The organism is Chitinophaga ginsengisoli (genome assembly GCF_003014595.1).
GTDB classification, from domain to species: domain Bacteria; phylum Bacteroidota; class Bacteroidia; order Chitinophagales; family Chitinophagaceae; genus Chitinophaga; species Chitinophaga ginsengisoli.
Map to the genome: position 1 here is coordinate 515,784 of NZ_PYGK01000002.1, position 26,380 is coordinate 542,163.

Genomic DNA, 26,380 nt, shown 5'->3' on the forward strand with positions numbered 1-26,380 from the left:
TCCTGTTTGTTAATTAAAAATCAAGGTTAACACCTAAAGAATACACACGCGGACGGGGATAGAACTTATCATCTATACCACTGAACACTTCCGGATCCTGGCCGCTATACTTCGTGATCACAAATACGTTCTGTACGTTGAAGTTCAGGCGTAATCCCACTTTGTCATGCATCAGGCGACCGAAATCATAACCGAGATTGATGTAATCCATGCGGAGGAATGAACCATTTTCCACGTAGTAGTCAGACCAGTACTGGGTGGTTGCAAACTTTGTTGACAACACACTTCTGGACAGGTTAGCCAGGTAGTTACTGTTCTGGAAAGTCTTGTAAGACCCGTTATTGGAAGCCTGGTTATTGTAGATATAGTTACCGAGGTTACTACGCATGCTGAAACCCAGGTTCCATTTCCTGTAATTGAACTGTGAATTGAAGCTCAGGTATACAAGCGGATTAGAAGATTTGTAACGGTATTTATCATCAGAAGTGATGGCACCATCACCATTGGTATCTTCATATACACCTTCTATCGGCTTGCCGTTCTTGTCGTACACCTGTTTATATACATAGAAAGAATTGATCTGGTGTCCTACAGAGTTGATCTGTATCGTGTTTCCCGTACCACCGCTGATACCACCCGTAGCAATACCTACCGAAGTATCTGCCTTTGCTTTGGAGAGGGAAAGTATTTTGTTCTTGTTGTAAGTGATGTTGAAACCTGCATTCCAGCGGAAGTCTTTGGTCTCTACCGGCGTGGCGTTGATGATGAATTCCACGCCCCTGTTCTCGAGGCTACCGATGTTGGTATACAGGGTATTGGTCAGGTTCGTACCGGCAGGTGTGGTCACATCAGCCAGCAGGTCAGTGGTCTTTTTATAGTAGAAGTCTACACTACCAGAGATCCTGTTATTCAGGAAACCATAATCCAGCGCTACGTTGTAAGTGGCAGTCTGTTCCCATTTGATATTCTGGTCATAACCAGCAGCACGCAATGTCTTGTAGAAAGCATCACCTAATTGATAAGAGGAATTCGCGTCACCATAAGTATAACGGGACAATGCCGCATATTCCTTACCCATACCAATGTTTTCCTGACCGGTCTTACCATAACCCAGTCTCAGTTTCAGGTCAGACAGTACGCTGGAATTCTTCAGGAAAGCTTCCTCTTTCAGTTTCCATGCAAAAGCTACAGAAGGGAAGTTACCCCAGTGCTCACGGAAACGGGAAGTACCATCGCGACGCATCGTGAAGGTGAGCAGGTATTTGTCATTGAAAGTATAATTCAAACGACCAAAGAAAGATACCAGTGTATGCTGTGCTTCACTGTAGTTACCAGCAGCAGTGGTAGTATCGCCTGCTTCATCCTTTACAGGATAACCAGGTGTGGCAATGATGAAATCCTGGTAAGAATAACCGGCCATTACATCTATACGGCTTTTGATGCCCTTCAGGTCTTTGGCATAGTTCAGGTAGAAGTCGAGCAGTTTGTTCTTCATCTCCTGTGAATAATGCTTGTAAGAACCGCCCTTGCCATTGTAGTAGGCTAATGCAGCATACTTAGGAATATTGGTATTGCCCTCTCCTTTCTGGTAGTCGTAACCCAGGTTCAGGTTAGCACGCAGTTCAGGCAGGAAGTGGAACTTATAGTCAAACTGGATATTACCGATACTTCTTTTTACTTCGGATTTATCTACTTTCTGTTCAAGGTTAGCGAGGGGATTTTTTGTGGCCAAGTCATACAGCTTGCCGTTATACAGCCATTCGTAGTAACCACCAAAGTCTTTACCACCGGTGCGTACAGGCTGCGTAGGATCGAACGCTATGGCCGCGTTGATAGCAGTCTGGTCTGCAAAACGGTTATCAGCGAGAGAGCCTTTTACGTTCATATTTATCTTCAGATGATCATCAAATAAACTGGGTGACAGGTTGATGCTGGCAGACTTTCTTTCCAGGTTGGAATTTTTCAGGATACCGTCCTGGTTCAGGTAACCAACTGATATACGGTAAGGCAGTTTCTTCCAGGAGCCGCTCAGGGCCAGGTTATTATCAGAGCTGAGTGCAGACTGATAGATCTGTTTCTGCCAATCGGTATTGGCTTTTCCTAACAGCGCGATCTGTGCTGCGGTACCGTTTGCCTTTACCACATCGGTAAACTCACTGGCCGTCAATACCGGTGAATAGCTGGTTACTTTGGCCACCGCGTTGGTAGAGCTGAAAGACACATGGAGTTTATCGCCCAGGCGACCTTTCTTGGTCGTGATGATGATCACACCATTAGAGGCACGGGAACCATAGATAGCGGTGGCAGAAGCGTCTTTCAGTACGTTGAATGACTCAATATCATTCGGATTGATAAGGCTTAAGCCATTGGACTGTCCGCTCACGTTATTATTATCCAGGGGCACACCATCCACAATGATCAGCGGATCGTTGGTCGCATTGAGGGAAGCACCACCACGTACGCGGATGGTACTACCAGCACCGGGAGCGCCACCGTTGGAGGTGATCTGCACACCAGGCACCTTACCGGTAATCAGCTGTTCAGGAGATGATAATGGCCCTTTGTTGAAATCTTTGGTAGAAACAACCGCAATGGAACCTGTCAGGTCACTCTTTTTCTGTGTACCATAACCCACCACTACTATTTCATTCAGCCCCTTGGTATCCGCCTTTAACTGGAAAGTAAGCGGTGCTGTATTGTTGCCAGCATTAACTGGCAGTTCAAACGTTTCATAACCCATGATACGTGCTACCACGACCATATTGCCGGGTGTAACACCAGTAATGGTGAAGTTTCCCTGGGCATCAGCCGTAGCATTTTTGCTGGTGCCTTTAATGAAGACGGTGGCGCCGGGAATAGGCTGCCCTGTTTCGTCTGTCACTTTTCCGCTGATACTGCCCGATTGTGCATAGGTAAAAAAGGACATCAACACAAAGCACAGCAGAAATGCAAAACTGGCAAAGCGTGTTCTTTTCATTGATCGATTGATTAGTTGATAAGAAATTTGTTTCACAATAGTTCACCGTAAGACCCTTTGAGCAAAAGTCTCCCCCTGTCGAATCCAGTTGGATGCGACGACTATGAATTTTTTGTCGTTCTGATGGAACCGGAGACTGATGTTGTACCGGCTGTAAGAGATCCGGAATCTATTCCGGAAGTTCAATAGTTAAGTTAGTTACGTTCCGTGGACCAGTGATTTTTCTCCCGGATGATCCGGAGGGATGCTACCCCTTTTTCCCGACCTCCCGGATGCCGTGACCCGGACTGTTAAATGCTGTCATTTTTCTCTACGTAGGATTCATTTTGCTTTTGATTTTCATTTCCGGGAACGTTCCCGGAACGTGGAACACTTTTGCTAAAGTAGAGTATTTCGTGAATACTGTAACATTTCGAAACACTTTTTTTAAAAAAAAGTTAAAAAATGATAACGGGAATGTCTGACAAGATAAGTTAAATCAGCATTAAACAGTTGATAAACAGTCTATTAAAGAAAAATCACTATAAGAGAAGGCAAAGGATACCGCTTTCATTTTCTTTCTTTCTATTCAGCCTCGCTCTCGGGTATTGTTTTTACCCCGGTGGAGGATGTTCTGGGGATGAGTTTTGAACTTAAAACGACATGGTCATTGATGGGGGTATCACTTTCCAGGGCTTTAAAAAGCAACTGCGCGGCGTTCGTTCCCAGGTCATATGCCGGCTGGGTAATGGTAGACAGGGCAGGATTCAGCAGGGAGGCAATTTCCAGGCTGGAGAAGCTGACGATCTTGATCTCTTCCGGGATCTGGATTCCCAAATGATGGCATACGTAATAGCTGGAGATAGCCAGACGCTCTACAGATGCCAGTAAGCCGTCGGGGCGTCGCTCCGGCAAGACTTTGGACAGGATCTCAAAGTTCTGGTCATAGTCGTTGGTGCAATCTATCACCAGTTGTGTATCATATTCGATCCCCGCATCTTTCAGGGCATCGCGATAGCCCTGCATACGGACATTACCGATAGACAGGCTTTTATTGATCACAAGAAAAGCGATCTCCTTACAGCCCATTTCTATCAGGTGACGGGTAGCAGCAAAGCTACTGTCATAGTCGTCTGTAGTGACTTTGGGTACATCGATATCATCGTACACCCTATCGAAGAATACCAGAGGGATATGTTTATTATCAAGCCGGTTGAGGTACTGGTGGTCATCCGCCTCGCCTGATGCCGACATGATGATACCGTCTACACGGCCATTATAGAGCTTATCGATGAAGGTCACTTCTTTCTGGTACTCATCGTCGGTCACATAGATCAGCGTATGATAGCCCTTCTCCCGCGCCACGCGTTCTATGCCGTGGATGGCCTGGGAAAAGAAGTTATTGGCCAGTTCGGGAACGATGATAGCAATGGTCTTGCTCTTCTTCTCCCGCAGGTTACTGGCGTGGTGGTTAGGCTGATAATTGAACTCTTTCGCCATGGAAAGGATCCTGGCCTTCGTCTCGGGATTAATGTCACTGTTGCCTCTGAACGCCCGGGAAACTGTAGAGGTGGATAAATTCAGTTTTTCCGCTAATCTTTTGATATCGACGCGATCCATGCTAAAGTTGTTTAGATAGGCTGAACTGGCAAATTAGTCAAATTTTGCCGAAGCTACTGCTGATTTCTGTATCTCCGCGGCATGATACCGGCATTTTCCCCGCCGGAATATGACAGATTTTCCATCTTTTTTCGACCTGTATCCCTTGTGAGTTCGATGAAGTTCCTATATCTCCATATCGCTATACCGTCATTTCCATATCACTTTACCGACATTTCTATATCGATTCGATATAGAAATGACGGTGAAATGATATGGAAATGACGGTATAGTGATATGGAAGAATGGGTACATGAGCCTATTCATAAGGGTTAATGAGCAAAAAAGCGGTTACATTTCTGACAGCATTCAGTAACACCTGTTGATTAAAATCGTCCCTGTTATGTTTATATACCACGTTAATGGATATCAGACCATGTACCGCCGACCACATGAAGTAGTATATGACAGACACATGTTCGTCGGATTGTTGCTCTGTGGGCAGGACTTGCCTGATCACATTTCCAAACAATGCAGCAAGCGCTTCTACTTCGGGCATATTACTGTTATCGCAGCAACCCTGGGTGTTTATTCCAAACATCAACTGATACAGTTCCTTTTCTGCGAATGCATAGTCCCAGTATGCCGTCCACATGCTTTCCAGCTGTTTCTCCGGCAAATCATGTTCCAGTTGTGCCCTGTGAATGTTCCCGCTCAGTTGAGCAAACCCCATTCTGGCCAGGTCCATCAGGATAGCCTCTTTGTTCAGAAAATAGTCATAGATCACCGGCGGTGTATGCTTGATCATGTCGGCTATTTTGCGCATGCTTACGGCTTGCCAGCCACGTGCTTTAGCAATGCTCAATGCAGCATCCAGAATATTAGTGCGGCTTTCTTCTTTCAGACGAAGCCTTCTTTCTTTTACTCCCATAACAATTATTATTATCGGTTTATTTCCCGGCTAACCCGGTATATTTTGTTGTAAAAAAGCAAAGCATTCCCCTGGTCCCAGGCGCCTAAGGCGTAAGACCAACCGCATGACCGTGCATGCACGTCACCTGAAATAGACTATTTAGTCTCTTGTATAAAAGAAAAAAAACAGCCATTCCCAAGGCTGTTTACGTTAATTGCGTGAGTACGTTTTAGACAAGACTGTACGATGCCAGTTCTTTTTTCATAGCTTTCACTGCTGTTTTCATTGGTAACGGACTACCCGTTACACGGGACATCATGATGGCCCCTTCTACTGTTGAGAACATCTTTACCGCCATCTCATCTGCATTGATTGACGGAGAAAGTTCTCCTGCCTTCACGCCTTCTTTTACGATACCGGTCAGCATTTTGAGCGTCTGGTTGACTACGGACCGCACCTTTTCCTTAATAGCAGGATTAGTATCATCCGTGTCTACGGCAAAGTTCAGGATCGGGCATCCACCGTGTATAAAACCATTCAGTGGATTCGCATTTATTTCCGCAAAAACAGTCAGCTTCCCGATGGATGTTTGCTGTTCCTGCATTAAACGATTTCTGTGAGTAGTCACTTTGTCGAGCAGATATTCTGCACTGGCAGAAGCTAATTCATCTTTGCTCTGGAAATGTCCATACAGACATCCTTTTGCTACTTTCGCCGCCTGCAGGATCTCATCAATGGAGGTGCCTGCAATCCCTTTCTCATTAAATAAATCCGCCGCCTGTTCAATAATAAACTGCCTCGTCCTTTCTGACTTCTTCATTTACGTTAATTTACACTGTCTAAAATAGACTAAATAGTCTTACCTGACAAATTTATTTTAAAAGGCCGCCCCGCAAAGCGAGACGGCCTTCCCCTTTTACCACATGGTTTATATTATTACTAACATGACTTATCTTAACGTGGCGTATGTTCCACTGACATACTTGTTTCAAGTGCTGACTTCAGCTTGTTGTTGGAATCGAGATCAGCATCGATATTGAGCACGAGCTTTCCACCGGTGAAGGAGCCTGTAAAGTCGCCGATCTGCAGTTTGGTCATTACAAGGTTCAGGTCCAGTTTCAGCTTACCATCGAAGGTAATACCATCAGTACCGATTGATACATCTTTGCCTGTAGCGGTCAGCTCAACCTTTCCGGTTACCTTCACGATAACAGGAATATCTGTTCCGCGCCATGTGATCCTTCCGTTCATCAGGAAGGCAGGTTTAACTGAATCTCCCTGCACACGTACATACAATTTCACCTTCTGGAAGTTACCCAAAGGCAACATAAGGCTACCCAGTTCAGTGCTGTCGAGGATGTCGATAAACCTGTCGCTTTTAATACTCAGGTTAATTTCATCCGGACCGTTTTTAGCTTCGAATTTCAGTTCCCTGAATCTGATCTTAATACTATCCCAGGTAAAATCAAACCGAAGGGATGGAAAAGACGCCACAGACGGATCGTTCATAATTCTGCCCAGCCGTTCTTTTCCTGCGGCATCTGCTGCTACTGAGCCTGTAGGATTGATTGCCTGGATCCGGTAATCGACGGTGGCTTTACCATCTTTCGCTGGCGGTGCTACATTTTCATTGGAGCTTTGTTTCGAACATGCAGAGAATAGTACAGCAACCAGGGTAACAGCTGCACATAACTGAAAAAAGGATTTTTTCATGAGTTAATTGGTTTAATTGTTTCCAATAAAATAGAGGTAAGAAGGTTTTACAATTCGATATGTTTTCCCCTGGAAATAACAGTAAGTGCTACTGACTCTCTTTGTGACATATGGTTTTAATACGGGTCTTAGCTGGTATTTCAGGTTGCCTTGCATCATACAATTTTCGTACCGCAAGTCTTCATAACACCATTATTATTAATGCAATAGAAGAAAACTACTCGTTTTCGGAGTGAACTGTTTATACCGCCATTTTTATTGCACTGTCTCCTTTTGCAGTCAGAGTGTGGAAATATGTCGATACTTGTCACAGTAATAATTTTCAAATCAATGGAAGGGATCGTTAGTAAGGTCTGATTATTGTGGCAATTCCCGAAAAGGATAACTATGAAGAAATTATCATTCAACTTATTGGTTGACGGAGTGCCATACATGGTGAAAGCGGAACCTTTTTCATTTAATGATGAACTGCGTTATAATGTAAGTTTTAATGGCAGCGAGACCTTCATCTTTGCCTGGGACGAAGACACATTGCGATATGCGCCCATTGGTGAGGTTGCAACAGAGCTGTCTATGGCCCTGGAACAGGAGATTGCCAGCAGGCTTTATGAAGTCACCCCGAGCAGGGAATAAAAACAAATAAGTATATTTCCCTATACCTCTTTTTCATAAATTCTTTTTTATCATCGAACAAAACGAAAACAAGCACTGTTATTTAACAGTGTAAAAAACTTACTAACTCAAGTAGCCGAATACATAGACCTCCAAAACCTTATTTACCAAAACAACCATGAAAAACATCCATGCATCACAACATAGTATAAACCACTAAATAACCAGGACATATTCACTACAGGTCACCATTAAACCCTGCAGCAGGGTGATCTCTTTTCATGTCTTTTTATGACTGCTTCCCCGTTGGCGGATGATCAGTTTTCTTTTACCCGGTATGTATCACTTATACATATAAGTACTTCTATGGCGGATACCGAAAAGCCAGAACAGAGTAGGTAATATTTTAAACCATATGTTATGTCAAGCACAGCGCAAGCGCCCAGCCCAAAAGTGAGAAAATTAGAAAAGTCTACAGCAGGTACCATCGTCAACATAATGGTGATTGTTGATAGCGACGCTATTACTGCAGTTTACCCAAAGAACCCTAATGCCCGTAAGGACAATCCCACAGGCCTTAACCACCACGAAGGCATTACCATGTTGTGTAATATCGAGAACTATGTAGGAAATATTAATAATGACCCTGCTAATCTCGAGTTCAAGGCAAATGTGGGCGACTGGGTTTCTTTCCACGCGATGACTGTTTCCGGTAATTCACAGTCTGCCGTTATTCTCTATGATGTATCATCACTGAATGGCATCAACGTATTTAATGTCTTCCATGCAACAATGGAAACCAGGACCGGTGCCGTGCTGCCTAACCCTGCCAGTCAGGATGGCCTGCCGCCAACAGTGCAACCGGTAACCTTCTTCTCATATGATAGTAAGGTGGCCAGCCAGGGTAAAGAACAACTCGGTTTGAAATTTGCCCTGTATACACTGGACGATACCGGCGAAAACCAGGTGCTATATGATTACTTCTGGTTTGATCCACAGATCGATGTAAAATAATCACGCTTTTTACCATAGCACATATTGAAAGTTTTATTACAGCAGTCCTGTTTATGCGGGACTGCTTTTTTATATACTGACGGATTTGTTCTATTTTTCCTTTCCCCGCTCATCTAATTTTGATAAAAAAAGATGAAACGGACCATGCGTATTATTTTATTGCCACTACTTCTTTTCCTGTTCGCCACCGGCTTTAGCACCAGGCATGCGGGAGACGGACAAGCCCTCTACGAGCATCATTGTGTCCGCTGCCATGGGGCAGACGGCACCCGGGGTATGTTCGGGGCCAGGAACCTGCAAAAAAGCCTGCTCCCTGACACGGCCATCACTTTACAGATAATGAATGGTAAAAGGGTCATGCCGCCCTTTAAAAAGAAGCTGACACCCGATCAGATAAATGAACTCTCTGCTTACATCAAAACACTTAGAAAACCTGCAATATGACACCTGTAAAAACGACAAACATGCCTACTATCTCCCACATCATGCTGATCATCACAGCTATCACCACAGCGCTGATCAGCGGCCTATTCTATGCATGGTCCTGTTCTGTAGTACCGGGACTGGCCCGGGTATCTGACAGTACTTATCTTGAAACCATGCAACAGATCAACAGGGCTATCCTGAACCCCGTATTTTTTATGAGCTTCATAGGCACCGCCCTGTTATTGCCATTGAGCACATGGCTGCACTATAGCCCTGAACTGAATGCCCGTTTCTGGCTATTGCTGCTGGCATCTGTTGTGTACCTGGCAGGAACCTTCGGGGTGACTATGTTCGGTAATGTACCGCTGAATGATATGCTGGATGCCTTTAACTTATCATCTGCCTCTGTACAGGAGCTGGCTGCCCAGCGGGCAAGATTTGAAGTACCCTGGAACAACCTGAATATCATCCGTACCATTGCTGGCATAGTGACACTTATCCTGATCATTCTGGCCTGCCTTAGTCCTGCGGCAGCGACAACACGTCCGGTGGTGTACAGATAAGCTATTAACGCAAGAGGCGCCTCCTTTACAGGAGACGCCTCTGCTATTTAAATGAATGGGTTAGTTATTGTCGTAATGCCTCTATTTCGGCAATTGTTTTCGATAGGTCTTTACCCAGCTTTCTGTTACCATCCGCAGTGATGAGATAGTTATCTTCAATACGGATACCGCCGAAGTCGCGGTAAGATGCTACCGTCTTATAATCTATAAAGTTACTAAGTTTATCTTCAGCTACCCAACGATCGATCAGTTCAGGAATAACATACACACCGGGTTCCACAGTCAGTACAAATCCGGGTTGCAGCTCACGTCCCAGGCGAAGAGACTTCCAGCCAAATTCCGTGCTCTTTTTCAAATTATCGGTATAGCCTACATATTGCTCTCCCAGGTCTTCCATATCGTGTACATCCAGTCCCATCATATGACCAAGACCACACTGGAAGAACAGGGTATGTGCACCGGCTGCCACTGCTTCTGCAGGATCACCTTTCATAAGGCCCAGTGTTTTCAATCCTTCTACCAGTTTTATGCTGGCCTGCGTATGTACTTCCTTATATTGAATACCCGGTTTCAGCAGGCTTACTGCATGATCGAGCGAATCCAGTACCACCTGGTATACTTCCCGCTGACGGGTAGTGAACTGCTTCCCAACGGGGAAAGTCCTGGTCAGGTCACCGGCATAATGCATCACGTTTTCCGCACCGGCATCGCAGAGTATCATATGACCTTCCGCCACCCGGTTGCCATGGAAGTGATTATGCAGGATCTGTCCGTTGATGGTCAGGATGGTAGGATATGATAAACGTCCGCCGCCTGCGAGTGCTGCTTCTTCTACTTTGGCAGCGATCTCGTATTCCATCATGCCCGGCTTTGTATACTGTATAGCTGCCAGGTGCATGTCAGCACTGATAGAAACAGCTTTCTCCAGTTCTGCTACTTCATGTTCATCTTTGATGGCCCGCTGCGCAATCACAGCTTTAATCAATTCCAGGGATGCATATTCCTGCAGGCCACCGATAGGTTGCTGCAACCATTCTGACAGCCGGATCTTGTTCTCAGGACGGTAAGGCGGCAGGATATGTATACGACGGCCGGAAGTCTGTGCACTTTTCAATACATCTGCGAGCTGCGCATAAGGACGGGTTTTCGCAATGTTAACTTCAGTCGCTAAGTCCTGCAGGGAAGGTAATGCGCCTGTCCAGATAATATCATCAATCCCTGCTTCTCTTCCGAAGAGTGTCTCCTCTCCTGTTTCGGTATCCAGTACTACTGCCAGTCCGGGAATATCGATACCTGCATAATAGATGAACGTACTGTCCTGACGGAAAGGATAGGTATTGTCCGCATAGTTCATGCTGCTGTCTTCATTCCCCATCAACAGGATGATTCCTTTACCAACCTGCGCTGCCAGCTTTTGTCTGCGCTTACTATAAACGGATTTATCAAACAGATATAAATGCATAGTCTTATAATCAGCCACGAATTTAGTACTTCGTTGTGTAATTTCGTTTACTCAAAATAAAAAAGTAGTCGTTGCCGCTATTGTATTGCTTTCACAATCTCCAGCACCTGCTCATGATAATAAAAACTTTGCTTAAGATTGGTCATATTCCTGGCGATGTTTTCCAGTACGATCACGCTGGTCTTTGAACCGGGGAAATAAACATCCATAGAAATGAAGCCAGGCGCTACACCTGTCATGGCCAGTTCGGGTACAGTAGTGTGCCGCGGAGTAGTGATACCATAACCATAGTCTATCGTTCCAAATGTGAGATGCTCTCTGAAGGCGTTTTCCTTCGGAGCGATCATCAGGCGATAAGTCTTGTCAGACAACAGCTTGCCACCATGTAGGCTGTTATTCCATCTCACCAGATCATCTCCGGAAGAAATCAATCCGCCAGCGGCAGCAAAAACGTCCAGTATGCTTTCTTCTTTTTGTGGCTGTCCTTCTTTATCGAGCGTATATCCCTGCGCCAGGTCTTTGTATTGCTTTGTCCGTGGATGGAAGCTATGCTGCATACCACATTGTTTAAACAAGGCCATACAAAGATCAGGGAAAGTCCGGTCGGATGTTTTCTCCACTATCTGCGATAACAGATCATAACTGATGAAACCATACGCAAAACGGGAGCCGGGTGTGAAAGCAAGCGGCTTATCAAGTGCCGTAATACCATGAGTATGTGTTAACAGGTGATGAATAGTCACTGTATCCGCCCATTTTTCCGGCAGATCGGGCAGGTATTTGTGAATGGGATCATTCAGCTGCAGATGTCCTTTTTCCATCTCCTGCAGCACAATCACGGCTGTGATCTGTTTACTGATAGAGCCGATGATAAATTCGCTATCCCAGTTAACAGGTTGTTTGTTTTCAAAGCTGGCATAACCTGCGGCCTTACTATAGAGCGTCTTCCCTCCCCGGCTGACGACGACCACACCATTAAAAGGCGTTTTAGTGTTGGCCGTGAGCAGGGAGTCAAGTTTGCGGGAAAGGTTTTTCTGTTGTGCAAATGAACTGCTGAAAGCACTCAGGAAGGCAATGAGGAAAAGGATGCGCCGGGTCATTGGATTGGAAATTTTTGCGGTGAGGTTTTAATGACCTGCAAGGTCGAATTAATTATCTGCATTCGTTCATGCATTGTAAAAAAAGTTCGTCTCAATGTCCTCTTTATATGGCCGGACCAACGTTTCCTGCGTGTTTGCCCGAAAGCAGGCAAATTATGACTAATTTTATGCTGGTAAGATCAAGATAACAACATGAAGCGGCATTCCTTTCCAGACAGTCCATTCCAGATACAGCTGAGTTTTTTCCATATTATTGAGGAACTGGAAAAACAGGCAGCGGGGTCGGTGGGAGAATCAACCATCCAGGCCAAAGCCTTACTGGCCGAAGTGGCGCAATGCCCTGAACTGGTAGAAGGACTGACCACGTATGAACAGATAGAAAAGAACGAGGACCTCATTCATCGCCTGCTGACCAATTACTTTCCGCAGGAACTGACCATGAATGAAATCAAAGCGATCAATCTTCCCTATACAGATCTCATCTTCAATCATACAGCACGTTTTAAAAATATACTCAAAGCCGCAGGACCAGACTTCTCATTCAATATCAGGGATTTCGATGCACATCAGTTCTATGTACTCAGCTGCTGTCTGATACTGAATGAATTCTATGGTACGACGCTGGACTTCAGCAGACCTTTGTTTTATGATATTCCTACGGCGGATGGCGTCATTAAACACTACAGGATATTATACAATGCAGACTACCTGGATATCCTGCCTACAGAAAGGGCGGTTACACTAACGGCTGATGACATTGACCTTTTACTGAACAGCTATGATAACCTGGACCTCTGGAAATCAAAGTTCCCGAAGGAAAGCTGGACGCTGAGAGGTTTTTCCATTATGACCCTGTACGATGCCACGGTAGAGAATGCTGTGTCCATCTTCAAGGAGAGATTACTGGGATTGAATGCCGCAGGCTTTGAAGAGAACATGCAATCCATCTTCCGGTCCATTTACCGCATACCCGATATAAAGGTTGGCTTTACGCTCTATAACCAGGAGGAAGACCAGTTCACTGCCAGCGAACCTTTCAGCCAGTATATGACCAGTTTTATTGTGCAGGGACAGAGCCATAAGGAAGCCCAGATGCTGTTATGTTCCAGCTCTTACAATTGCCTGATAAGAAGGAAGCAATACTTTGCTATTTCAGATGTGGACGAATTTGTGGCATCCGATCCGGAAAACATGCTGGGTAATTACTTTCACCGACAGGGGATCAAAAGCTTTATACTGGCGCCGGTGGTCAAGAACGGGCAACTCCTGGGAGTATTGGAATTGCTTTCCCTGCGCACCAAAGAACTGAACAGTATCAATGCAAATAAGCTGGAAGTGGTCATGCCCTACCTCACCGATACGATGGAGAGGCTGTTGGTGGAAATGCAGAACGAATTGCAGGCCGTTATCCAGGAAAAATATACGGCCATTCACAGCAGTGTATACTGGAAGTTCAGGGAAGAAGCACAAACGCTGATCGCTCACCGGGAAACAGGGAGAGATTATGAATTGCGGGAGATCGTATTTCCGGACGTATATCCGCTGTATGGACAGATAGATATCAAAGGCTCTTCAGAGGTAAGGAATGCCAGCGTGCAGCAGGACCTGCAACTGCAGATAAAGACCCTGTGTCCTTTAATAAAGCAGCTGATTAATCCTGACTATGTGATGGCCGAGGAAGCCGCTTACGGCAAGTCAGGGACAAGTGATCCATCCCCACAGATCAACGCCTTCCGGGAGGTACAGGAGCAGCTTCGGGACTACCTGGTCGAACTTACTTTCCCATTAAGGGCAGGTACGGAGCAATATATCACGGCTTACCTGGCGAATGAAGTACATCCGCTTTTACAACGTTATGCCACTGATCCCCGGGTACAGGCTTACTTCGCTGAAACTGACAAGGAAAAAGGCGCATTCCATTTGCAGCGGCGGAAGTATGAGACAACCATCTCCACTATCAATAATAGGTTATCTGATGTTATTGACCGGAATCAGACCATTGCCCAGGTATTATACCCTCACTATTATGAGCGCTTCAAAACCGACGGTATAGAACACAACCTGTATATAGGCGCCTCTATCTCTCCCAAATTGCAGTTCAGTCTTCAAAGGCTGTACGACCTCCGTTTATGGCAGTTAAAGACGCTCTGTGAGATGGAAATAGCACATCATCGTCTGAAGGCGGAACTCCCCTATCCCGTGGATGTTACCACGCTTATCCTGGTATACAATGCCACTATCGCTATCCGGTTCCGCATGGACGAGAAACGCTTTGATGTGGACGGGAGTTATAATGCGCGGTTTGAGATCGTGAAAAAGCGGATAGACAAGGCCTTTATCAAGGATACTTCCGAGCGTATCACCCAGTCGGGGAAGATCACGATCGTGTTTTCGAATCGTCTGGAAGAGCAGGAATACCTGCAGTATATTAACACCCTGCAATCGCAAATGATCCTGGAAGCCGATATTGAACAGTTTGATATCGAGGATCTGCAGGGGGTATCGGGGTTAAAAGCGATCCGGGTGAAGATTGTTCATTAGCATATACGGACATCTCTAAAACGACACTATCCTACAGCAATTGCCATAGGATAGTGCATGTAATGGAGGGGCTATGAGCCAGTATATAGCGTCAAGCCTGCGAAAGTGCGATTAGTAGGTGAATTTCTCCCAACCCTGAGCAGTAGTGCGGTTACAGGTCATTGCCTGTGCACCGTTCTCAGAAGAAACGTAAGCGCCGTTGTTGCCGCGCAGAGAGAAGGTACCGTCGCCGTTATCGATCCAGTCGAATTTCTCCCAGTCCTGGATGGTAGTACGGCTACAGGTTATTGCCTGCGTACCGTTTTCAGAAGAAACATATTTACCCATGCTCTGAAGGGCTACTTTACCACCACCTGCATCAACAATGGTGAATTGCTCCCAACCCTGAGCGGTAGGACGATTACAGTTCATTGCCTGCTGACCGTTCTCGCCACTCACGAAAGAACCGTTGTTACCCCTGATAGAGATCGTAGTGCCGATCGGCGCACCACCACCACCAGGATTCTGGGTAATGTTATATACTCTTACATAATCTACCAGCATGGAAGCAGGCAGCGCGCCATCGTTGATGTTATTGCCAGGCAGGTTACCACCTACGGCAACGTTCAGAAGGATGAAGAACGGTGCATGGAATTCCTCTGTACCGTTGATGTTGTTCTGGATGTTGGCGATATGATATTCAGTATTGTCCACATACCAGTGGATAGAAGAAGCATCCCATTCTATAGCGTACACATGGAAGTCAGTCGCAGTCGTAGTGGTATTACCGCTATAGTAAGTATAGGCAGTATTCCACCAGTGGATAGTACCCAGGATGGTGTTGCTGGTGTTTACCTGTTCCATGATGTCGATCTCACCACAACCAGGCCAGCCAGCGCCGGTATTGATACTGTTACCCAGCATCCAGAAGGCAGGCCATAAGCCCTGTACACCTGGCAGCTTGATACGGGCCTCGATACGGCCATATTGTGTAGAGAACTTACCGTTACTATTGATACGGCCGGAAGTATAAGGCTGTCCCTGTACCGTTTCTTTACGGGCAGTGATCACCAGGTTACCGCCGGTAACGGCAACGTTCTGGGTCTGGTAAAACTGTTTTTCGTTGTTTACGCCCAGGTTACCATTTTCATACCCCCATTTGGAAGTATTCAGGCTGGTACCATCAAATTCGTCAGACCATACCAGGTCATACGACTTAGCAGCGGCAGCAGCACCTACGGCTTTGTCGCTGGCAGAGAGTTTTGGCGTTTGCCCTGCCTGGTTTTCTTTCGTACAGGATGTTACGGCGGTGGCCAGCAACAGGAGGCTCAGGAGCCCGGAGAAGGTTTGTTTTTTCATAGTTTTTAAAAATTCCGGTTTTCATTGTTCCCGCATACTGCATTCTTGCTACCGGAATGGGTGACAATCCCAAATCATCCGTAGACAGGAAAATGTGATAACGCGGAAACAGGTTATTTTAAGATCAGGGCAAAGATGAGGGTAATTTTCATGCAGCCTCGTTTCAGGGGTACGTCTAATCTACTACAAGACAAAGACAGCCGATTGATTATCAATAAACATTATTTACGTCAGCACTACTTCAAACCATAATATTCATATTTTTAGTAAAACGTTATGGAAAATGAACAAGCTCATTTTGCTTGTACTGTCTATCCTATGGACAAGTGATAACCTGGCACAACAGATCATCGGCTTACCACCTATTGTCAACTACACCCGGCAGCAATACCCGGGAAGCGGGCAAACATGGGACCTGGATATCGACAGGAATGGCATTCTTTATTTTGCCAATAATGAAGGGCTGATGACCTTTAATGGTCATTCCTGGAAATTGCTGCCAGTTCCCAATCATACCCGGCTGCGTTCTGTGAAAGTGGATAAAGATGGGCGCATCTATGTAGGTGCACAGGACGATTTCGGGTACTACCTGGCAGATGCGGATGGCGTATTACGTTATACATCCCTCAAACCGGCCGTCAGGGACCGGAAGGATCAGTTTGCGGATATCTGGGATATCGTCTTCTATAATGGCGGCGTCTTTTTCAGGGGCTCCACCAAGATATTTTATTATGATCATCACAATTTGCATATATATCCTGGCACCATGCAATGGCAGATGCTATGCCGCGCCAACAACAGATTATATGCCCAGGATGCGAGCAAGGGGCTGATGCAGTTCAAAGACAATACCTGGGAGCCGGTCTGTAAGGAAGTTGCCGACAGGCACTTACTGATCAGGGAGATCATAGGAACGGCCAAAGGGAATGACAATGACACCCTATTGGTCTGCACTTTAAAAAATGGCATTTTCAAACTACACCAGGGACGCCTCTTCCCTTTTACAAGTAATGCCACCCCTATTTTCGTCCAAAACCAGATCTACTGCGTAAGACCCTGGGGAGACAAGCAGCTGCTGATTGGGACCTCCTATGGCGGCTGTTATATTATACACCGGGAAACAGGCGCTGTTATCCAGCGATTTACCGTCAATGAAGGGTTGCAACACAATAGTGTGCTGAAGATCTTTACCGACCCCGGAAAGAATATCTGGCTGGCACTGGACAACGGCATTGACATGGTACGATATAATACCGCCATCAAACAGATCCTGCCGGATAATAAACGTTATCTCACTACTTATGGAGCTACCGTCTTCGACAAACAATTGTATATCGGTACGTCGGATGGTGTATTCAGTACGCCGCTGGGTGAACAGCGGGACCTTAGTTTCCTGGAAAGCCATTTCCGGCAGGTAAACAATACTGCCGGGCAGGTATGGAGCATTGCGCAGGTAGAGCAGCACCTGCTGATGGGACACCATGAAGGGGCTTTTGAGATCAAAGGCGGGACAGCCGTTCCTTTGTCCAAATGTACGGGGTGCTGGTTATTTCAGCCCTTGTCGTCTTACCTGGTAGCAGGTTGTTATAACGGATTACAAGTAATGCGTAAGGAAGGAAGTGGCTTGTCAGCCGGACGACCAGTAAAGGGATTATTTGAGTCCCTGCGCTTCCTGACGGTGGAAGACGACAGCATCATCTGGGCATCCCATCCTTACCGGGGCGTATTCCGCATGTACCTCGACAGGGACACGATGTTGCGGTATACATTATACACCCGGAAGAACGGCTTACCGGCAGACTACAACAATTTTGTGTTCAGGATCAAGGGCAGGATGATCGTGGCCACGCAGGCAGGTGCATATGAATATGATGCGGCCACGGACCGGTTTGTACCCTCCCGCTGGCTGTCTCCCATCCTGAAGGACGCCAGTCTGCAATACCTGTCGGAAGATGCTGCCGGCAACGTCTGGTTTGTCTCTGATAAGATGCCCGGTGTGATAGACTTCCATAAACCAGTGCCGGAGCATGCGTATAGCATCGTACATTTCCCGGAACTGAAAGGACAGATCGTCAATGGTTTTGAATTCCTGTATCCTTATAATGATGAGAATATTTTTGTAGGAGCAGAAAAGGGCATGTTCCATATCAACTATAAACATTACCGGCAAGCAAGGGAGCAACCGCTGGTGCTCATCAGTCAGGTGAGCGCCCATGGAAAGACAGACAGCCTGTTATTTGGCGGATATCATCCCCTGGGAAAACATTCTTTCAAAGCAATGCCTAATGCCTTTTCCGGTTTTCATTTTGAATATGCATCGCCGGTATACAGCCAGGGTAATACCATTGAATACAGTTATAAGTTGACTGGTTTTGATCAGCAGTGGAGTGAGTGGTCTGTTAAAACCGAAAAAGACTATACCAACCTGCCTTATGGTCACTATACCTTTTTAGTAAAAGCGAAAGACAACCTGGGCAATGTGTCGAAGGCTGCCGTGTATTCGTTCCGTATATTACCGGCCTGGTATCAGACACCCCTCGCCAGAAGCGGGTATGTCCTGCTTGGATTAGCGATACTATTAGGCGCTTATATCTCCCAGAAAAGAAAATTCATAAGACAGCAACGCCGTTACCAGCAAAAACAGGAACAGCTGATATTGCGGCATAAATTTGAAAAAGAACAGCGGGAGAAAGAGCTGATCAGTCTTCAGAATGAGAAGCTCACTACAGAGGTTCGTTTTAAGAATAAAGAGCTGGCTACTGCCACCATGTATCTCCTGCACAGGGGTAAAGTATTATCGAATATCAAGGAGGAACTGCTGACGGCGATAAAGAAGATAGATCCCCCTGATAATATATTCAAAAAGGTACTGCGCCTGTTTGAAGAGGCAGAAAACAATGACGAGGACTGGGAGCAGTTCTCCCGGCATTTCGATGAGGTACATAACAATTTCCTGTTCACGCTGAAGCGCAAATATCCTGACCTGAGCACCACCGATCTCAAATTATGTGCTTACCTACGTATCAACCTGACGACAAAAGAAATAGCCCAGTCCCTGGGTATTTCTGTCAGAGGCGTAGAAACCAGCAGGTACCGGCTGCGGAAGAAACTGGAGCTGCCGGCAGATACCAGTTTGTATGATTTCCTGATAGCCGTTACCAATACCCCGTAGAAACCGGTATGAAAACCAGTGGGAAACGGTTATATTTGTGCTTTACGCCTTTACCACAATTGTCATTGTCAGAGTCTATTGTTCATATACGGATAGCAGAAGAAGAGGAAAGAAATTTACTCCAAAATGTTGCAGCTGGTGACTGGCAGGCCTTCACGCGCCTTTACGAGGCATATTCCCCGCTAATATTACATTATCTGCAGGTGTACCTGGCAGATAAACATGATGTAGAAGAAATAGGCCAGGAAGTGTTCCTGAAGGTCTGGAAGAAGAGAGAACTGCTTGTAACAGTACGTTCCTTTAAGAACTATGTATTCATCATGGCCAGGAATGCCCTCAATGACTTCCTGAGGTCTCAGCAGGCGCTGATAGAGAAACAGGCAGGATACAGCAAGGACTATGTACAACCGCATTATGGTGCCGACGACAAACTGATCACCGACCAATACGAATCCCTCGCCCGGGCGGCCCTGGACACACTCCCCGAAAAGCAACGCCAGATCTTTCTGTTACGTACAAGAGATGAAATGACGATACAGGAAATTGCAGATATGCTGGGCATGTCTGTAGGCGGCGTGCATAAATCATTACAACAGGCTACTACCTACCTCAAAGACTACCTGGCGAAGAATGGCATTAGTTTTACCCTCCTTCTTCTCATACTCTTTTTCCAGCCCTGAGAAACTTTTTTTAAAATTTCATGCTGTCCCGGTGAAAATTCTTATTCATCGACCGTCTTTATACGTATATGTCATATATGAATATAGCTGAAGCCATATTACACATTACAAAACTGGCGGAGGGAGAGACAGCTACTGAGGAGGAGACAGCCCGATTCCGGCATTGGTTCCTCCGGGAAGCAAGCGAAGCGGAACTGCAACAGCTGGCAAGTGCGCATGAAGCAGTACTCATGGAAGTACAGGAACCCGTCTATGATAATAAAGAGATTGTCAATAATATATATAGCCGGCTGACCGCCTACTACCAGGCAGAAGTAAGTGCCATGGAAGAAAGTAACAGGCAGGAAACCATTATCAGGAGGATCAGGAAACGTAATTACTGGTGGGCCGCAGCGGCTTCCTTACTGGTGCTGGGAGGCAGTGCCATATGGCTAATACGTCAACAGCAGTCCAAACCGGCAGTCATGGTAACACGTACCGTACTGGAACCGGGTAGCAACAAAGCAATTCTTACGCTGGCAAACGGCCAGCAGATCATATTGGATAAGCAGGCCAACGGCAACATTGCCGTGCCAGGTGGTATTACAATCATTAAAGCAGATAGCGGCGCTATTGCTTACATGAGGACAGGGAACAATGTACAATACCACACACTGTCCACTCCACGGGGTGGACAGTTCCAACTGACATTACCGGATGGATCAACGGTCTGGTTAAACTCAGCCTCATCCATACGTTATCCTACGGCATTCACCGGGTCTGAAAGAAGGGTGGAAATGACAGGAGAAGGATATTTCGAAGTGGCCCCGGACGCCGCCAAACCCTTTACCGTGGAAGCGGGCAGACTTGATGTACATGTATTGGGCACAGGTTTCAACATCATGGCTTATGCTGACGAAAATGCCATCCGTACAACGTTGGTAAGCGGATCGGTAAAGGTGGAGGCAGGCGATGCAACAACGGTACTGACACCCGGCATACAGGCCAGCCTGGCACCGGAAGAACAGACATTCAGAACGTCCAGACCAGACCTGTCTGAAGTACTGGCCTGGAAGAACGGGCAGTTCCGTTTCAACCGCACTGGTATTAAGAACATTATGCGCCAGGTAGCCAGGTGGTACGACGTGGATATACGTTATGAAGGGAACGTTGACAATATAGAGTTACAGGGCATCTTATCCCGTAAGGTAACTGCCAGCGCATTACTGGAAACACTGGAAGCGACAGGAGAAGTACATTTCAGGATTGAAGGAGATCATATCAGTGTAATACCAGGACCTAAAAAATAATTATGGGGGAACAAGACAAATAAAAACAGGTTAAGCATTTTCTGACACCTCAACCAAATATCTAACATCAACAACCAATCAGCGTATGTAGTAAAACAGGAAAACAACCAACAGATCAGCACAGAGCAAGAACAGCTGAACGTAAGTCCTGATCAAAAGGCAGGGCCTCAATTGCACTTGAGGTCCTGCTATAAGGACTACTTCATTAATGTCACTTACGTCATTTAATCAGTAAATCCCTAAATGTACAAGTATGAAAAATATTGTACCTGGCAAAGGTATGCCAATTCCTTTTTCAAAAATTGTCATGATTATGAAATTAATCATCCCGCTTATCCTTGTTGCGGTGCTTCACGTAAGTGGATCCACCTATGCGCAGAAGGTAACGATAAGCAAAAAAAAGGCGGCGTTGACAGATATCTTTAAGGCCATCAGTGAACAGACTGGGCGCGAATTCCTTGCCAGTCCTACTCTCCTGGCAAATACGCATCCCATAGATATTAATGTAAAGGATCAGGAGATCAGCGAATTTCTACCCGCCTTACTGGCCAGACAAGGGCTTGTCTACTCCATTCTCAATAATGTGATCGTCATTACCAGGGACCCCAAATCATATCTCCCGGTAACTGTCACCGCCGCCGATCCGCCAAAGATTGTGAAGGGCTGGGTGGTCGATCCCTCAGGAACAAGACTGCCTGGAGCAACGGTGATGCTCAAAGGCTCCCGCAAGGGAACAATGACTGACGCCAGCGGGTATTTTGAACTGAAGGTGGAGGATGGTGCAGAGAATGCAGAACTGACCATCTCCTATACAGGGTACATCGTAAAAACAGCTACGGTAAGTCTTAAAACCCCGACATTCATTTATCTGAAGCCATCCACCAATGAGCTGGACCAGGTACAGGTGATCGCATATGGTACCACCACAAAGCGTTTTAATACCGGTAACGTAGCAACAGTGACTGCCGCTGATATTGCTAAGAACCCGGTAAGCAATCCGCTGCTGGCATTGTCAGGAAGAGTATCGGGCCTGGTGATCAACCAGACGACGGGTATGCCCGGAGGCGCGGTGACGGTGCAATTGCGCGGCCGTAATTCCATTGCATCCGGCAATGACATCCTGTATATTATTGACGGCGTGCCATTCAAGGGCGGTACTTCCGGTTCCGTGAACAGCGCACTGGCACAGGGCAACCTGCTTGACCTGGTGAATCCTGCAGATATTGAAAGTATTGATGTACTGAAAGATGCAGACGCTACTTCCATTTATGGCTCCCGCGGCGCAAATGGTGTCATTCTGATCACTACCAAAAAAGGAAAACCAGGACGTACCCAGGTGAACCTGACAGCCTACACCGGTATCAGTAAGATCACCCGCATGCCGGAATATATGAACCTGCAGCAATACCTGCAGATGCGTCATGAAGCATTCGCGAATGACAACGCAAAGCCCGGCTTCCTTGATTACGACGTGAATGGCACATGGGATACTACCCGGTACACAAACTGGCAGAAACTAATACTGGGAGGCAATGCGCATACGTCCGATGTACAGGGAACAATAACAGGAGGAACAGACAATGTCCAATACCTCGTAGGTGGTGGTTATCACCGGGAAACGCCGATCATGCCCACAGATGGCGCTTTGAAAAAAGGGTCTGCACATTTCAGTATTAGCGGTACCAGCAACGACAGGAAATTAAGTATCAATGCCGGAGGTATCTATGTATCCAACACCAACAACATTACCCCTGTTGATCCCACATTCAACATCAGATTGCTTGCACCCGATGCGCCGAAAATCTATAATCCGGATGGAACACTTAACTGGGAGAACGGCACTTTCGACAATCCGTATGCAGCCCTTTTACAACCTTACCTGGGACGTTCCAATCACCTGAACGGCAATGTGACCATCGGATACAAGATCATCAAAGGAATGAATGTAAAAGTAGCGGCAGGTTATGAGAATGTAGCACAGAATGAATATGTAGGCAATCCCCTTTCCATTTCCAATCCTTACAAGTCAGCAGGAAGGCAGGCAACAGCCAGATACCGGAACGCCAATTACGGCAGCTGGAACGTAGAACCACAGGTCACATATAACTTCGGTCTTGGCAAAGGCAACTTTGAAACCTTACTGGGAGCGACCTTCCGGCACGAGCAGAATGAGAACCTGACACAGAGCGGTGTAGGTTACGCCAGCGACGCATTACTCCGAAATCCACAGGCAGCAGCTACCATTACTGTAGAAGATTTCGGCAACAATGAAAATAAATACACGGCTACTTTCGGCAGGATCAAATACAACTTCGCCAATAAATACTTCCTTAATTTAAACGGACGCTATGATGGTTCCAGTCGCTTTGGTCCTGACAGCAGGTTCCACTTCTTCTGGTCAGCAGGTGGTGGATGGATCTTCACAGAAGAAAAGGCAGTCAAGGAGCTGCTGCCTTTCATGAGTTTTGGTAAACTGAGAGGAAGTTATGGTACCACCGGAAATGACAACATAGGAGATTACGCCTTCCTTGATCTCTACAAGTCTTTAGGCTTTAGTTATCAGGGTGATAAAGGGTTACAACCACAGGCATTATTCAACCCGGATCTGGCATGGGAAGCTACCCGTAAAATAGAAGGGGCTATTGATCTCGGTTTCCTTCACGACAGGATACTGGTCACCGCTTCCTACTATACAAACCGCAGTAATAATCAGTTGTTAGCCTATCAGTTATCGGCTGTAACCGGCTTTAGCTCTATTCAACGCAACCTGCCGGCCGTAGTACAAAACACCGGATGGGAATTTGAGCTGCGTACCACGAATATCAAGGATAAAAACTTTGAATGGACCAGTTTCCTGAACATATCATTACCGCGCAATAAGCTCACAAAATATCCGGGATTAAGCCCTGATGATCCGAACTTCATCATCGGCAAACCGCTTGGTATTACGAGAGTATACCAGTATGCAGGCGTAGATCCGCAGACGGGTACTTATCGGTTCATCGATAGTAAAGACAAAAGTGTGGCAGCACCCGACCAGAAAATCGCCTTTATTGATCCGACAGTGAAATATTTCGGAGGTTTCCAGAACTCGCTCCGTTATAAGAACTGGTCACTCGACCTGCTGTTTCAGTTTGAACAGCATGTTGTTAAAAATCCTTTGCTGAATGGCATTTTCCCTCCCGGTTTCATGGGCAATCAGTTAGTGGATGTTGCGCTGGACCGCTGGCAGAAACCTGGGGATGTGAAAGATATTCCGAAGTACAGTCAAAACATTTTCGGTTACCTGCCCTGGGCATTATACGCCAGGAGCAGTACACTGGCTTATTCTGATGCTGCTTTTCTTCGTCTGAAGAATGTCTCCTTCTCTTACCAGCTGCCTTCAAAATGGCTGCAGAAGATCCATCTGCAACAGGTAGCCTTGTTTGCACAGGGTCAGAATCTGCTGACTTTCACCAAAAAGGAATTCCGTGATTTCGATCCGGAATCCGGAGGGCTGAATCTGTCACCGATGAAGACATTTACTGGAGGTATTAAAGTGAACTTATAAAAAGACTAACCATGACATTACCATATAAATCATTTCGTTCCCTGTATACTGGTCTTATGCTGCTGGCACTTGGTACCAGCTGTAATAAGGCCGTGGAAATCGATCCACCCGCATCAAGGATCATCAGCCAGGAAGCCTTTGCAGGAAATGCATCTGCCACTTCTGTCATAACAGGTTTATACAGTACCATGATCAGCAATCGTGGATTTGTGAGCGGCATCAATGGTATCAGTATGCTGGAAGGAATGGCGGCCGACGAGATAACGAACTACCTGCCCGCCATCATGGGCACCACGCTGCAGGAGTTTTATACCAACACCTACAATGTGGGCGGCGATTATTTCTGGAGCGAATTCTATCAGCGTTTGTATACCTGTAATGTAACTATAGAGGGCGTTACAGCATCCAAAGGACTTTCAGAGCCTGTTAAACAGCAATTACTCGGAGAAGCCAAATTCCTGCGTGCGCTTATTTATTTCTATGCCGTGAATATTTACGGAGATGTACCGCTGGCACTAACTACCGATTACAGGGTAAATAATACACTGTCGCGTACACCCAAAGAACAGGTATATGCACAGATCATTGCCGACCTGAAAGATGCACAATCACTAATGGGAGAAGCCTACTTTAAAGGTATCACTCCCGGCACCACTGAGAGGGCACGTCCCAATAAACTGGCCGCAACGGCACTATTGGCACGCGTTTATCTTTACCGGAAAGACTGGGCTAATGCAGAAGCACAAGCCACTGCCGTGATCAGCAATGGCGTTTATCAACTGGAGCAGGACCTTAATAAAACACTCACCACCACTTCCAAAGAAGCTATCTGGTATCTGCTGACAGTTGATCCCATTAACTATGCGACCTATGATGCGCAAGCATTCATTCCATTTACCAATCCACCGGGAGTAACACCTATTACACCAGGCGCACTCAGTACTTCTCTGGTGAACAGTTTTGAACAAGGTGACGCCCGTCGCGATAAATGGGTGGGCACCTTCGTAGCCAATGGCACTACTTATTACTATCCTTTTAAGTATCAGAAAAACCCGAGCGGTACACCTGAATCGCTGATGGTGTTACGCCTGTCGGAGCAATACCTGATACGTGCTGAAGCAAGAGCACAACAGGGGAATATTACAGGTGCCGGCAGTGCACAGGCAGACCTGGATGCCATTCGCGCCAAGGCCTTACTACCAGGTACCACGGCTACAGATAAAGATGGGATGTTGTCAGCTATTGCACAGGAACGCCGGATAGAGCTGTTCACCGAATGGGGACACCGCTGGTTCGACCTGGTACGTACAGACAAGATAGATGAGCTAATGACCGTACTTGCTCCGCAGAAAGGTGGTGTATGGGATCCCAAACACAAGGTATTGCCGATACCGTATGCGGAGACACAGCTTAACGCCAATATCAAACAGAATCCGGGTTATAGCAATTAAG

Annotated in this window: 18 protein-coding genes; 10 read left to right on the forward strand and 8 right to left on the reverse strand. The window is 46.3% G+C overall.

Annotation, left to right across the window (positions count from 1 at the left end; genetic code table 11):
* Positions 1–13 precede the first annotated feature (13 nt).
* From CLV42_RS06705 to CLV42_RS06725, 5 genes are all read right to left on the reverse strand, one after another.
* Positions 14–2,977: a SusC/RagA family TonB-linked outer membrane protein gene (locus CLV42_RS06705; RefSeq protein ID WP_106601117.1), complete on the reverse strand. Its 2,964-nt coding sequence runs from the start codon at positions 2,975–2,977 to the stop codon at positions 14–16.
* A gap of 564 nt (positions 2,978–3,541) precedes the next feature.
* A complete protein-coding gene (locus CLV42_RS06710) occupies positions 3,542–4,576 on the reverse strand; it encodes a LacI family DNA-binding transcriptional regulator (protein WP_106601118.1) in 1,035 nt (344 codons plus the stop codon).
* A 298-nt stretch (positions 4,577–4,874) separates the two neighbouring features.
* Positions 4,875–5,486 (reverse strand): TetR/AcrR family transcriptional regulator, encoded by a 612-nt coding sequence (locus CLV42_RS06715; protein ID WP_106601119.1) that lies wholly within the window; start codon positions 5,484–5,486, stop codon positions 4,875–4,877.
* 211 nt (positions 5,487–5,697) lie between these two features.
* Entirely contained in the window at positions 5,698–6,288 is a 591-nt protein-coding gene (locus CLV42_RS06720) for a TetR/AcrR family transcriptional regulator (protein WP_106601120.1), read from the reverse strand.
* Positions 6,289–6,422: 134 nt separating this feature from the next.
* Positions 6,423–7,181: a translocation/assembly module TamB domain-containing protein gene (locus CLV42_RS06725; protein ID WP_106601121.1), complete on the reverse strand. Its 759-nt coding sequence runs from the start codon at positions 7,179–7,181 to the stop codon at positions 6,423–6,425.
* Between the two features lie 387 nt (positions 7,182–7,568).
* On the opposite strand from CLV42_RS06725, the gene CLV42_RS06730 reads away from it, so the two are divergent.
* The 4 genes from CLV42_RS06730 (at position 7,569) to CLV42_RS06745 (ending at position 9,796) form a co-directional block, all read left to right on the forward strand.
* Positions 7,569–7,814, forward strand: a complete 246-nt coding sequence (locus CLV42_RS06730; RefSeq protein WP_106601122.1) for a hypothetical protein — start codon at positions 7,569–7,571, stop codon at positions 7,812–7,814.
* Between the two features lie 399 nt (positions 7,815–8,213).
* Positions 8,214–8,807, forward strand: a complete 594-nt coding sequence (locus CLV42_RS06735) for an inclusion body family protein (RefSeq protein WP_106601123.1) — start codon at positions 8,214–8,216, stop codon at positions 8,805–8,807.
* Between the two features lie 132 nt (positions 8,808–8,939).
* Positions 8,940–9,251 (forward strand): c-type cytochrome, encoded by a 312-nt coding sequence (locus CLV42_RS06740; RefSeq protein WP_106601124.1) that lies wholly within the window; start codon positions 8,940–8,942, stop codon positions 9,249–9,251.
* Positions 9,248–9,796, forward strand: a complete 549-nt coding sequence (locus tag CLV42_RS06745) for an anthrone oxygenase family protein (protein WP_106601125.1) — start codon at positions 9,248–9,250, stop codon at positions 9,794–9,796. The genes CLV42_RS06740 and CLV42_RS06745 overlap by 4 nt, the downstream gene beginning before the upstream one ends.
* Positions 9,797–9,860: 64 nt before the next feature.
* Here CLV42_RS06745 and CLV42_RS06750 read toward each other — a convergent pair whose 3' ends face one another.
* Positions 9,861–11,258: an aminopeptidase P family protein gene (locus CLV42_RS06750; RefSeq protein WP_106601126.1), complete on the reverse strand. Its 1,398-nt coding sequence runs from the start codon at positions 11,256–11,258 to the stop codon at positions 9,861–9,863.
* A gap of 77 nt (positions 11,259–11,335) precedes the next feature.
* Positions 11,336–12,358, reverse strand: coding sequence for a serine hydrolase domain-containing protein (locus CLV42_RS06755; protein ID WP_106601127.1), 1,023 nt, complete (start codon positions 12,356–12,358; stop codon positions 11,336–11,338).
* Between the two features lie 192 nt (positions 12,359–12,550).
* On the opposite strand from CLV42_RS06755, the gene CLV42_RS06760 reads away from it, so the two are divergent.
* Entirely contained in the window at positions 12,551–14,899 is a 2,349-nt protein-coding gene (locus CLV42_RS06760; RefSeq protein WP_106601128.1) for a GAF domain-containing protein, read from the forward strand.
* A gap of 111 nt (positions 14,900–15,010) precedes the next feature.
* Here CLV42_RS06760 and CLV42_RS06765 read toward each other — a convergent pair whose 3' ends face one another.
* On the reverse strand, positions 15,011–16,237 hold the full coding sequence (locus tag CLV42_RS06765) for a family 16 glycosylhydrolase (protein ID WP_106601129.1): 1,227 nt from the start codon (positions 16,235–16,237) through the stop codon (positions 15,011–15,013).
* A 283-nt stretch (positions 16,238–16,520) separates the two neighbouring features.
* Between CLV42_RS06765 and CLV42_RS34665 the strand changes: the two genes are divergently transcribed.
* The 5 genes from CLV42_RS34665 (at position 16,521) to CLV42_RS06790 (ending at position 26,379) form a co-directional block, all read left to right on the forward strand.
* Positions 16,521–19,409 (forward strand): triple tyrosine motif-containing protein, encoded by a 2,889-nt coding sequence (locus tag CLV42_RS34665; RefSeq protein WP_106601130.1) that lies wholly within the window; start codon positions 16,521–16,523, stop codon positions 19,407–19,409.
* An 8-nt stretch (positions 19,410–19,417) separates the two neighbouring features.
* Positions 19,418–20,089: an RNA polymerase sigma factor gene (locus CLV42_RS06775; RefSeq protein WP_106601131.1), complete on the forward strand. Its 672-nt coding sequence runs from the start codon at positions 19,418–19,420 to the stop codon at positions 20,087–20,089.
* Positions 20,090–20,166: 77 nt separating this feature from the next.
* Positions 20,167–21,378, forward strand: a complete 1,212-nt coding sequence (locus tag CLV42_RS06780; RefSeq protein WP_170117414.1) for a FecR family protein — start codon at positions 20,167–20,169, stop codon at positions 21,376–21,378.
* 313 nt (positions 21,379–21,691) lie between these two features.
* The gene (locus CLV42_RS06785) at positions 21,692–24,928 is read left to right on the forward strand and encodes a SusC/RagA family TonB-linked outer membrane protein (protein ID WP_170117415.1); all 3,237 of its coding nucleotides are present in this window, start codon (positions 21,692–21,694) and stop codon (positions 24,926–24,928) included.
* Between the two features lie 11 nt (positions 24,929–24,939).
* A complete protein-coding gene (locus CLV42_RS06790) occupies positions 24,940–26,379 on the forward strand; it encodes a RagB/SusD family nutrient uptake outer membrane protein (RefSeq protein ID WP_106601134.1) in 1,440 nt (479 codons plus the stop codon).
* Position 26,380 lies beyond the last annotated feature (1 nt).